General features: G+C 70.0%; 11 protein-coding genes. 5 read left to right on the top strand and 6 right to left on the bottom strand.

Features of this window, described 5'->3' with window-relative positions; genetic code table 11:
• Positions 1–54 precede the first annotated feature (54 nt).
• The gene (gene era, locus ACFVXA_RS35020; protein ID WP_362018316.1) at positions 55–1,014 is read right to left on the bottom strand and encodes a GTPase Era; all 960 of its coding nucleotides are present in this window, start codon (positions 1,012–1,014) and stop codon (positions 55–57) included.
• Positions 1,015–1,180: 166 nt separating this feature from the next.
• On the opposite strand from era, the gene ACFVXA_RS35015 reads away from it, so the two are divergent.
• The 3 genes from ACFVXA_RS35015 (at position 1,181) to ACFVXA_RS35005 (ending at position 3,374) form a co-directional block, all read left to right on the top strand.
• Positions 1,181–2,509, top strand: a complete 1,329-nt coding sequence (locus ACFVXA_RS35015) for an ammonium transporter (protein WP_390028238.1) — start codon at positions 1,181–1,183, stop codon at positions 2,507–2,509.
• A complete protein-coding gene (locus tag ACFVXA_RS35010; RefSeq protein WP_362018320.1) occupies positions 2,506–2,844 on the top strand; it encodes a P-II family nitrogen regulator in 339 nt (112 codons plus the stop codon). Before ACFVXA_RS35015 ends, ACFVXA_RS35010 begins: the two co-directional genes overlap by 4 nt.
• A gap of 104 nt (positions 2,845–2,948) precedes the next feature.
• Positions 2,949–3,374, top strand: a complete 426-nt coding sequence (locus ACFVXA_RS35005) for a VOC family protein (protein WP_362018321.1) — start codon at positions 2,949–2,951, stop codon at positions 3,372–3,374.
• 88 nt (positions 3,375–3,462) lie between these two features.
• Here ACFVXA_RS35005 and ACFVXA_RS35000 read toward each other — a convergent pair whose 3' ends face one another.
• From ACFVXA_RS35000 to ACFVXA_RS34980, 5 genes are all read right to left on the bottom strand, one after another.
• On the bottom strand, positions 3,463–3,939 hold the full coding sequence (locus tag ACFVXA_RS35000) for a hypothetical protein (protein WP_362018323.1): 477 nt from the start codon (positions 3,937–3,939) through the stop codon (positions 3,463–3,465).
• Between the two features lie 280 nt (positions 3,940–4,219).
• Positions 4,220–5,485, bottom strand: a complete 1,266-nt coding sequence (locus ACFVXA_RS34995) for an MFS transporter (RefSeq protein ID WP_390028237.1) — start codon at positions 5,483–5,485, stop codon at positions 4,220–4,222.
• Positions 5,482–6,798, bottom strand: coding sequence for a GH1 family beta-glucosidase (locus ACFVXA_RS34990; protein WP_389465457.1), 1,317 nt, complete (start codon positions 6,796–6,798; stop codon positions 5,482–5,484). Before ACFVXA_RS34990 ends, ACFVXA_RS34995 begins: the two co-directional genes overlap by 4 nt.
• Positions 6,799–6,910: 112 nt before the next feature.
• Positions 6,911–7,177: a protealysin inhibitor emfourin gene (locus ACFVXA_RS34985; RefSeq protein ID WP_362018329.1), complete on the bottom strand. Its 267-nt coding sequence runs from the start codon at positions 7,175–7,177 to the stop codon at positions 6,911–6,913.
• 43 nt (positions 7,178–7,220) lie between these two features.
• Positions 7,221–8,291 carry a M4 family metallopeptidase gene (locus ACFVXA_RS34980; protein WP_383744149.1) on the bottom strand — a complete coding sequence of 357 codons (1,071 nt, stop codon included), beginning with the start codon at positions 8,289–8,291 and terminating at the stop codon, positions 7,221–7,223.
• A gap of 330 nt (positions 8,292–8,621) precedes the next feature.
• Here ACFVXA_RS34980 and leuA point away from each other — a divergent pair, with 330 nt between their 5' ends.
• Together leuA and ACFVXA_RS34970 are read left to right on the top strand one after the other, a co-directional pair.
• Positions 8,622–10,352 (top strand): 2-isopropylmalate synthase, encoded by a 1,731-nt coding sequence (gene leuA / locus ACFVXA_RS34975; protein WP_383905035.1) that lies wholly within the window; start codon positions 8,622–8,624, stop codon positions 10,350–10,352.
• 186 nt (positions 10,353–10,538) lie between these two features.
• The gene (locus ACFVXA_RS34970; protein WP_362018334.1) at positions 10,539–11,234 is read left to right on the top strand and encodes a TerB family tellurite resistance protein; all 696 of its coding nucleotides are present in this window, start codon (positions 10,539–10,541) and stop codon (positions 11,232–11,234) included.
• Positions 11,235–11,242: the final 8 nt, after the last annotated feature.

Here is an 11,242-nt window from a genome sequence, read left to right as displayed (position 1 = left end):
GCACCATCCCGCCCACCATCGGAGTGCGGGACGCCGGGCGGGCTGAAGACCTTCTCAGAAGCCCAGCTTGCGCAGCTGGCGGGGGTCGCGCTGCCAGTCCTTGGCGACCTTCACATGGAGGTCGAGGAAGACGGGCGTGCCCAGGAGGGCCTCGATCTGCTTGCGGGACTTGATGCCGACTTCCTTCAGGCGCTTGCCCTTGGGGCCGATGATGATGCCCTTCTGACTGGGCCGCTCGATGTAGACGAAGGCGTGGATGTCGAGGAGGGGCTTGTCGGCGGGCCGGTCCTCGCGCGGCAGCATCTCCTCCACCACGACGGCGATGGAGTGCGGCAGCTCGTCGCGGACGCCCTCCAGAGCGGCCTCGCGGATCAGCTCCGCGATCATGACCTGCTCGGGCTCGTCGGTGAGATCACCCTCGGGGTAGAGGGCCGGGCCCTCCGGCAGGAGGGGCACGATCAGGTCGGCCAGCAGGCCCACCTGCTGGTCGCCGACCGCCGACACCGGCACGATCTCCGCCCACTCGAAGCCGAGCTCCTTGCCGAGCTGGTCGATCGCGATGAGCTGCTCGGCGAGCGTCTTGCTGTCCACGAGGTCGGTCTTCGTGACGATCGCGATCTTCGGCGTCTTCTTGATGGACGCCAGTTCCTTCGCGATGAACCGGTCGCCGGGGCCGAGCTTCTCGTTGGCCGGCAGGCAGAAGCCGATGACGTCGACCTCGGCCCAGGTGGTGCGGACGATGTCGTTGAGCCGCTCGCCGAGCAGCGTGCGCGGCTTGTGCAGGCCCGGGGTGTCCACCAGGATCAGCTGCGCGTCGGGCCGGTGCACGATGCCCCGTACCGTGTGCCGCGTCGTCTGCGGCTGGTTCGCGGTGATCGCCACCTTCTGGCCGACCAGAGCATTCGTAAGGGTGGACTTGCCCGCGTTGGGGCGGCCCACGAAGCAGGCGAAGCCGGCGCGGTGGGGGGCCTCGGACGGCTTGGATGACGGGGTACGAACGCTCATGGCGCCCATTGTCCCTGATCCACAGGCCCCCGCCGCACGCCGCACACCCCCGCAGTGCGCCGTGAGGTTCCGGAAACCCCCACGCAACATGAAACACGTCCGAAACGTGCACGTGCACAACCGGAAACGCGGGCCCGTGACGCTCTGACGACGCCCCGACACCGTTGGAGAGACCGTGACCCTGGCCGCCGCACGGATCGACACCGGCGACACCGCCTGGCTGCTCGCCGCCACCGCCCTCGTCCTCCTGATGACCCCGGGCCTCGCCCTGTTCTACGGCGGCATGGTCCGCACGAAGAGCGTCCTCAACATGCTGATGATGAGCTTCGTGTCGATCGCCCTGGTCACGGTCGTGTGGCTGGTGGCCGGCTACTCGCTCGCCTTCGGCGACGACGCCTTCGGCGGGCTCATCGGGGGCCTGAAGCACGCGGGCATGGCGGATCTCGGCCCGGACAGCGTCCACGGCACGGTCCCCACCCTCCTCTTCGCCACCTTCCAGCTCACCTTCGCGATCATCACCGCCGCGCTGATCAGCGGCGCGATCGCGGACCGCGCGAAGTTCGGGGCATGGCTGGTCTTCGTGCCGTTCTGGGCGCTGCTCGTATACGTTCCCGTCACCCACTGGGTGTGGGGTCCCGGCGGCTGGATCCTGGACAGGCTCGGCGCACTGGACTTCGCGGGCGGTCTGCCGGTCGAGATCACCTCGGGCGCCTCCGGACTCGCCCTCTGCCTGGTGCTCGGCCCGCGCCTCGGCTTCAAGAAGGACGCGATGCGGCCGCACAACCTGCCGATGGTGATGCTGGGCGCCGGTCTGCTGTGGTTCGGCTGGTTCGGCTTCAACGCGGGATCCGCGCTCGGCGCCAACGGACTGGCCGCCGCCGCCTTCCTCAACACCCTCGCCGCCGGCTGCACCGGTCTGCTCGGCTGGCTCTTCGTGGAGCAGCGGCGCGACGGCCACCCCACCACGCTGGGCGCCGCCTCCGGCGCGGTCGCGGGCCTGGTCGCCATCACCCCGTCCTGCGGGTCGGTCTCGCTCCTCGGCGCCCTGGCCGTCGGGCTCGCCGCCGGTGTCGTCTGCTCGTACGCCGTGAGCTGGAAGTTCAAGCTCGACTACGACGACTCGCTGGACGTCGTCGGAGTCCACCTGGTCGGCGGAATCATCGGCACACTGCTCATCGGCGTCTTCGCGGCCAAGGAGATGACGGGCGGGACCGAGGGGCTCCTCTACGGCGGCGGGCTCGGCCAGCTCGGCAAGCAGCTGGTCGCCGTGCTCGCCGTCGGGGCGTACGCCTTCGCCGTCACGTACGGCATCGGGAAGCTGATCGACCGGGTCATGGGCTTCCGGGCGGACGAGGAGCAGGAGCGGACCGGCCTGGACCTTACGGTGCACGCGGAGAGCGCCTACGATCACGGGGTCCTGGGCCACGGAGCCCCGGTCTCGTCGTCCGTGTCCGTGCCCACCGCATCCGGCCCCACCGCGCAGAAGGTCAACACCCAGGCATGAAGCTCATCACCGCGATCGTCAAGCCGTACCGCCTCGACGAGGTCAAGACCGCGCTCCAGGAACTCGGCGTGCACGGGATGACCGTCACGGAGGCGAGTGGGTACGGGCGTCAGCGCGGCCACACCGAGGTGTACCGGGGCGCCGAGTACCAGGTCGACCTCGTGCCCAAGGTCCGTATCGAGGTCGTCGTCGAGGACGCCGACTCCGACGCCGTCATCGACGCGATCGTAAAGGCCGCGCACACGGGGAAGATCGGGGACGGGAAGGTGTGGGCGGTGCCGGTGGAGACGGTGGTGCGGGTACGGACGGGGGAGCGCGGCCCCGACGCGCTCTGAGACCCGTCGGTCTCTGTCCGGGGCCAGGGTCACCGGATTCGGCCGTCGTGCACGGCCGGACCGGGGTCACCGGATTCGGCCGTCGTGCACGGCACAGTGGTGCCATGAACGCAGACGACAGCAATGTCCTCGCCCGGGCACGCGTGGCGACCAGGCTTCCGGCCCAGGACCTGGAACGGGCGCGCCGTTTCTACTCCGAACAGCTCGGCCTCGAGCCCGTCGACGAACGGCCCGGGGGGCTGCTCTACCGGTGCGGAGGCGTGGACTTCGTCGTGTTCCGGTCCATGGGAGCCGCGCCCGGCACCTTCACGCAGATGGCGTGGGAGGTCGACGACATCGAGACAGCCGTGTCGCAGCTCAAACGGCGCGGCGTGGTGTTCGAGGAGGTCGACGTGCCCGGCTTCCGGACGAGGGGCGGCATCGCCGACATCGACGGGAACTACCCGAGCAAGGGCGCGCGGGGTGAACGCGGTGCCTGGTTCCGGGACAGCGAGGGGAACCTGATGGGCATCGGCCAGCCGGTCGCTTGACGGCTTGACGGTCTCACGGTCTGAGCGGGACCGGTGCCGCTGCGCGCGGGCGGCACCGGTCTTCATGTGCGCGGGGTCGGGCGAGGGCTCAGTCGAACACGAACGGGCCCGGGGACTGCGGTGCGTCCGCCGTGCAGGTGATGGTGATGCCGAAGACCACCATCTGCAGGGAGCCGCCGTAGGCCTCCAGGCTGTCGCCGGAGGCGACCGTGCCGTCGAGCGGGCCTACGGTGACACCGCCGCCCGCGGCGATGGCCGGGTTCTTCGTGCCCGTGAAGACGCTCGTGCCGCCGCTCGCCTTCACCAGGGACAGCGTGGAGCTGACCGAGTCCTGGGCGACGGCGATCGGCGCCGTGATGTCGGTGGAGCTGAGGGTGATGGTCGCGGCCGTGCCGTTCTGGGTGGCCGTGAGGGTGGCCGAGCCGCTGCCGCCGATGCTGCAGGTCGCGTTGATGGTGGCCGTCTGGGGGGTGACGGCCGCGGCGGTCGGCGCGAAGGCCAGGCCGGTCGCGGCGAGGGTGCCGGCGGCTAACGCCGTGGCGATTCCGAGTCGCTTGCCTCTCATCGGGGTTCCCTTCCCTTGTGGGGGAATTGCCATGTGGGGATGGTGGGTCGGGGATTGTCTGACGGTCCGTCGGAACGTGCGGTTCCATTGATGCGCGGGTGGCATGCGATTGCAAGGGAAGCCGACGGACTCCTTCAAGGGTCATCAAAAGTGGCCGAAGTTGGGTGCCGGGTTGGGTTGTTCGCCCCCTCCGCCCCTGCCCGTCCCGTATCCGGGGCTCCGCCCCAGACCCCCGTTGGCGCAGTTCCCCGCGCCCCTTGAAAGGGGCGCGGGCGACCGTTCAGTCCACGCCTCTGATCCTTCCCACCAGCATCGCCCCCGCGAGCCCGATCACCGCCGCCACCAGGTACAGCACCCGGTAGCCGCCCAGATACGTCACGATCGGCGCGGCCAGCGCGGGCGCGGCGACCTGGGGAAGGGCGTTGGCGATGTTGATGACGCCGAGGTCCTTCCCGCGGTCCAGGGCCTTCGGCAGGACGTCCGTCATCAGGGCGAAGTCGACGGAGGTGAAGACGCCGAAGCCCACGCCGAGGACGGCCGCCGCGACGATCGCGCCCGGCCAGGTCTGCCAGCCGGAGAGCGCCGCGGTGGCCACCGCCATCAGGACGCCGGACCAGATCACGAACGGCTTGCGGCGGCCCACCCGGTCCGACCACACCCCGCCCACCACGACCGTGGCGAGCAGCGTGACACCGTTCACGGCGGTCAGGATCAGCACGCCGTTCTCCGGGTCGTCGTAGTGCAGGCGGTCCCGCAGGTAATAGAGCAGGTACAGGAGGACGAGGGCGTTGCTCAGATTGATCAGGAAGCGGGTCAGCCAGGCCCACGCGAGGTCGGGGTGGCGGCGTGGGCTCAGCCAGAAGGAGGCCAGGAAGGAGCGGCGGGACCAGGTGGGGCGGGCCGACGGCGGCAGCCGCAGATCCTCGTAGCGGAGTACGTACGGCAGGACGCCCACCAGCGTGAACACCGCGCACGCCGCGTACCCGCCGCCCGTACCGCCCGCCACCGTCGCCAGACCGGTGCCGCCGACCACGCCCAGGATCTGTGCCGCGCCCAGCCAGCCGCCCACGGAACCCCGTTGGAGCCGCGGCACCCGGTCGGGGACGGCCGCCGTGACCGCGGCGAAGGCGGCGTTCAGCGTCAGCTGGACCAGGCACCAGCCGGCCGCCATCGTCCAGACCCCGCCCGCGCCCGCCAGGAGCAGCAGGGACAACGCGCCGCCCGCCGCCCCGGCCACGATCCACGGCGTACGGCGGCCCCAGCGGGCGGTCGTGCGGTCGGACAGCGCGCCGAAGAGCGGGTTGGCGACCAGCGAGACGACGGCGCCCGCGCCGGTGACCCACGCCAGCATCGTCTCCTTCGACATGCCTGAGCCGGGCGCGAAGTCCTCCGCCTGGGAGGCGAGGAGGATCTGGAGAGGGCCGTACCAGCCCACCCAGATCGCCCCGTTGGCGAGTGAGAGAGCCGTGGTCCAGCCGCGGCCGACCCGCTCGACGGGCTCGGCGAGGGCGGCCGCCGCCACGAGGTCCGGGTCCTCGGTGGTCATCTGCGCGCCCGTAGGGCGTCCCGCAGCCACGCGTACGACGCCTTCGGGGTCCGCTCCAGCGTCTCGTAGTCCACGTGCACGAGACCGAACCGGCGTGCGTATCCCTCCGCCCACTCGAAGTTGTCCAGGAGCGACCAGACGAAGTAGCCGCGTACGTCCACGCCCTGCTCCCGCGCCCGGTGCAGCGCCCGGACGTGACCGTCCAGGAAGGTGATCCGCTGCTGGTCGTCGATGCCGTCGTACGAGCAGCCGTTCTCGGTGATGACGACGGGTGGGAGCCGGTCTCCGTAGCGCTCGTGGAAGCCGACCAGCAGCTCGGTGAGCGCCTCCGGGACGACCGGCCAGCCGAAGTCCGTGACCGGATAGCCCTCCAGTTCGCGTACGGAGAAGGGCAGTTCGGCGGGGAGTGTGAGTCCGCTGAACTCGATCTCCGCGCCCTCGGGGGCGCCCACCTTGGTCGGCTGGTAGTAGTTGATCCCGTACCAGTCCAGCGGCTCCGCGATGACCTTCAGGTCGGACTCGACGTCGCCGGGCATCAACTCCCCGATGCCTTCGGGGTAGTGGCCGAGCAGGAGCGGGTCGGCGAAGAGGCGGTTGAGGAGGAGGTCGTAGAAGTCGGCGGCCTCCACGTCCTCGGGGTGTCGGGACGCCGCCCAGGTCGGCCCGTGCGAGTTGGCGATCCCGATGTCCGTCACGCCGGCCGCGCGCAGCGCCCGTACGGCGAGACCGTGCGCGAGGAGCTGGTGGTGGGCCACCGGCAGCGCGTCGAACAGGAGCTGCTTGCCGGGGGCGTGCGCGCCCAGCGCGTGGCCCAACAGGGTGTGTTCGGCGGGCTCGTTGAGGGTGATCCACTTCTCCACGCGGTCGCCGAGGCGCTCGGCGACGACGGTCGCGTAGTCGGCGAAGCGCTGGGAAGTGTCCCGCTCCAGCCAGTCCAGCTCCAGCGGCAGGTCCCAGTGGAAGAGGGTCGGGACGGGGGCGATGCCCGCGGCGCGGAGTTCGTCCACCAGGCGGTCGTAGAAGTCCAGGCCGCCGGGGGAGTTCACGCGGGGCCAGGAGATGGAGAAGCGGTAGGCGTCCACTCCGAGGCCGGCGAGGAGTGCGACGTCCTCCTGATAGCGGTGGTAGTGGTCGCAGGCGACCTCCGCGTTCGATCCGTCCTTTATTCGGCCGGGTTCCGCCGTGAACGCGTCCCATACCGAGGGGGCGCGTTCGGATGCCGCCCCCTCGATCTGGTGGGCCGAGGTGGATACGCCCCAGAGAAAGCCGGGCGGGAACTGCGGGAGGGGGTTCGTCGCCATGCGCGCGATCATCCGTACCGACGGTAACGGAAGTCAACGCCCTGGCATGAACTGCGAGTTACTTCGACTCACGGCACGCCCCCGAGAAGGCCGGGGCGTTTGCGGTTTGATCCGCCGGACGGCCCTAGGCCCCCTCCTTCAGCACTCTCGAGATCAGCGTCCGCTGCTCCTCCGTCAGGCGCGGGTCGGCGGCGTACACCGTCTTCCCGTCCACCGTGATCTGGTAGCTGAAGCCGTCCGGAACCCCGGCCGGGGGCGTGCCCCGGCCGGTGGCGATCGCCTGTTCGGCCAGGGCCTGCCACTCGTGGGCGTCGGGGCGTCCCGAGGTGTTCACCTCGGCATGGCGCTCGATGCCCGCGAACCCGCCCGTGCGCCTCACCTGAATACGCATGGGTCCTGTCTAGTACGAGTCGCGGGGCGGGGCCAGCCCGGCGCTACACGCTCGGTACCCCGACCTGCTCCCAGGCCTTGAGCACGGACTGGAGCTCCTCGCCCTCGCCGTAGCGGCCGCGCGCCCCCGCGACGGTGAGTTTGGCGAAGTCGGCGAAGCTCGCCTCGGACTTCAGTTCACCCCCGGTGAGGACGTCGTACCAGATCTGGCCGGCCCGCTCCCAGGCGTGGCCGCCGAGTGCCTGGGCGACGAGGTAGAAGGCGTGGTTGGGGATGCCGGAGTTGATGTGGACGCCGCCGTTGTCGCGGCCGGTGCGGACGTACCCGTCCATGGTCCCGGGCTGTGGGTCCTTGCCGAGCGCGTCGTCGTCGTACGCGCTGCCCGGCTCCTTCATGGAGCGCAGGGCCGTTCCGGTGACGCGCGGGGCGAGCAGCCCCGCACCGATCAGCCAGTCGGCCTCGGCGGCGGTCTGGCCGAGCGTGTACTGCTTGATCAGCGAGCCGAAGACGTCGGACATGGACTCGTTGAGCGCGCCCGGCTGGCCGAAGTAGGTGAGGTTCGCCGTGTACTGGGTGACGCCGTGGGTCAGCTCGTGGCCGATGACGTCGACCGGGATGGTGAAGTCGAGGAAGATCTCGCCGTCGCCGTCGCCGAACACCATCTGCTCGCCGTTCCAGAAGGCGTTGTTGTAGTTCTCGTCGAAGTGCACCGTGGCGTCGAGCGGCAGGCCCTCGCCGTTGATCGAGTGACGGGCGTAGGCGTTCAGGTACAGCTCGAAGGTGGCGCCCAGGCCGGCGTACGCGCGGTTGACCGTGGCGTCCTTGCCGGGCTTGTCGCTCTCCCCGCGGACCTTCTTGCCGGGCAGGTCCTGGCGGTGGCGGGCGTCGTAGATCGTGCGCTGCGGCTTGTCCGTGGCGGCCGCGTCGGACGGGGCGACGGCCGGGGCACCGATGACGGTGGTCAGCCGGCGGTGGGTGCGCTCGTAGGCGTCGCGCTCCAGGGTCTGGCGCGCCGGACCGGCGAGCGCGGGGTCCTCGTGCTGGGCGAGCTTGTCGAGGACATGGGGCGGAACGATGGTGCAGAAGACGGGCTCGAAGCCCCCGTTGGTCGTCATGCCCGGCACCCTTGCACTGAGTTATGTCACTGTCACTACCTGCAACCATGATTGGTGAAATGCGGCGATAAGGAGCCTCGGGAGCGGGGCGAGGGTGGTATGGCCCACCTTTTTGCACCTTTTGTTCCTTTCGGGCTCGCGATCCCGCATACTGATACAGCCCCCCGCACGGAGCACGGCTCGGCTAGGCTGCGGAGCATCATGCGTTTCGGGCTGCTTCTCCTTAGCTGCCGCGGCGAGGGCCTGTAGTCGAGGCCGACCCCCTCCCCGCGGAGTCTGGCGTTGCGCCGTCGGCCGTCCTTCCCGGACACCACGAGGAGCCCACGCACCATGGCGAACAGCCAGAACCGCCAGCAGGCCACTTCCATGCCGATCCACAAGTACGGCCAGTACGAGCAGGTCGACATCGCCGACCGCACCTGGCCGGACAACCGGATCACCGTCGCCCCCCGCTGGCTCTCCACCGACCTGCGTGACGGCAACCAAGCCCTGATCGACCCCATGTCGCCCGCGCGCAAGCGCGAGATGTTCGACCTGCTGGTGAAGATGGGCTACAAGGAGATCGAGGTCGGTTTCCCCGCCTCCGGCCAGACCGACTTCGACTTCGTGCGCTCGATCATCGAGGAAGAGGGCGCGATCCCGGACGACGTCACGATCTCCGTCCTGACCCAGGCCCGTGAGGACCTGATCGAGCGGACCGTGGAGTCGCTGGTCGGCGCCAGGCGCGCGACCCTCCACCTCTACAACGCCACCGCCCCGGTCTTCCGCCGGGTCGTCTTCCGCGGGTCCAAGGACCAGATCAAGCAGATCGCCGTCGACGGCACGCGGCTGGTCATGGAGTACGCGGAGAAGCTGCTGGGTCCGGAGACCGAGTTCGGCTACCAGTACAGCCCCGAGATCTTCACCGACACCGAGCTGGACTTCGCCCTGGAGGTCTGCGAGGCGGTCATGGACGTCTGGCAGCCGGGACCGGGCCGCGAGATCATCCTCAACCTGCCCGCCACGGTGGAGCGTTCGACCCCCTCCACGCACGCGGACCGCTTCGAGTGGATGGGCCGCAACCTGTCCCGCCGTGAGCACGTCTGCCTGTCGATCCACCCGCACAACGACCGGGGTACGGCCGTCGCCGCCGCCGAGCTGGCCCTGATGGCCGGTGCCGACCGCGTCGAGGGCTGCCTGTTCGGCCAGGGCGAGCGCACCGGCAACGTCGACCTGGTCACCCTGGGCATGAACCTGTTCTCGCAGGGCGTCGACCCGCAGATCGACTTCTCCCAGATCGACGAGATCCGTCGTACGTGGGAGTACTGCAACCAGATGGAGGTCCACGCGCGCCACCCGTACGTCGGCGACCTCGTCTACACGTCCTTCTCCGGCTCCCACCAGGACGCCATCAAGAAGGGCTTCGACGCGATGGAGGCCGACGCGGCCGCCAAGGGCGTCACGGTCGACGACATCGAGTGGGCCGTCCCGTACCTGCCGATCGACCCGAAGGACGTCGGCCGCTCGTACGAGGCCGTCATCCGCGTCAACTCGCAGTCCGGCAAGGGCGGTATCGCGTACGTCCTGAAGAACGACCACAAGCTGGACCTGCCGCGCCGGATGCAGATCGAGTTCTCGAAGATCATCCAGACGAAGACGGACGTCGAGGGCGGCGAGGTCACGCCGAAGGACATCTGGGCGACCTTCCAGGACGAGTACCTGCCCAACCCCGAGAACGCCTGGGGCCGTATCCAGGTCAAGACCGGCCAGTCCACCACCGACAAGGACGGCGTGGACACGCTCACGGTCGAGGCCTCGGTCGACGGCCAGGACACCGTCCTGACCGGTACCGGCAACGGTCCGATCTCCGCGTTCTTCGACGCCCTGCAGTCCATCGGCGTCGACGTGCGTCTGCTGGACTACCAGGAGCACACGATGAGCGAGGGCGCCTCCGCGCAGGCCGCCTCGTACATCGAATGCGCGATCGGCGACAAGGTTCTGTGGGGAATCGGCATCGACGCGAATACGACACGTGCCTCGCTGAAGGCCGTCGTCTCCGCCGTCAACCGCGCGGCCCGCTGACCTCGTTCACCTGGTTCTTTCCGGCTCCGTCCGCCTTTCGAGGCGGACGGAGCCGCGTCGTTTACCGGCCAATCCGTGTGGAGGTCACGAGCGGGTCTCGTCCGGGGTACTGACTCCGCATCAACAATGTGGCTAACATCACGCCAGCGCGGCGATGTTGCCGCGGCGTTACGGAGGTGTGCGACGGTGCTGCCGGAATGGGGACGAAACGGTCGTGCAGTTCAGGTTTCCCGCATCCTGGGCACCCGTACCGCGTGGACCACCGTCGGCGACGGCGAGTTCTTCTGCCCCGGCTGCGGAGGCGACCGCAACTACCAACGCCTCACCGGCCGTCGCCGCTTCACCCTCCTCGGCGTTCCCGTTCTCCCGCGCGGCGAGACCGGGCCCGTCGTCGAATGCGCCGCCTGCCGTCACCACTACGGCGCCGACGTCCTCGACCACCCCACCACCACCCGCTTCTCCGCGATGCTCCGCGACGCCGTCCACACCGTCGCCCTCGCCGTACTCGCCGCGGGCGGCAGCTGCGCCCGTACGGCCCTGGAGACCGCCGCCGACGCGGTCCGCTCGGCCGGCTTCGACGACTGCACCGAGGACCAGCTCGCCGCCCTCGTCGAGGCGCTCGCCGCCGACACCGGCCGGGTCTTCGGCGAACCCTGCGGCGCGAGCCTCGCCATAGAGCTCCATGAGGCCCTCGACCCGCTGGCCCCGCACCTCGCCCCGGCCGGCCGGGAGGCGATCCTCCTCCAGGGCGCCCGCATCGCCCTGGCCGACGGGCCCTACACCCCCGCCGAGCGGGACGTCCTGGCCACCGTGGGCGCGGCCCTGACGATCTGCTCGGACGACGTGACACGGCTCCTGGTGGCGGCCCGTACGCCGTCGTGACGCTCCCC

Source organism: Streptomyces sp. NPDC058246 (genome assembly GCF_042881985.1).
In the GTDB taxonomy this organism is placed as follows: Bacteria; Actinomycetota; Actinomycetes; order Streptomycetales; family Streptomycetaceae; genus Streptomyces.
The sequence above is the reverse complement of the archived record's forward strand: the minus strand, read 5'-3'. Positions and strand labels throughout refer to the sequence as shown.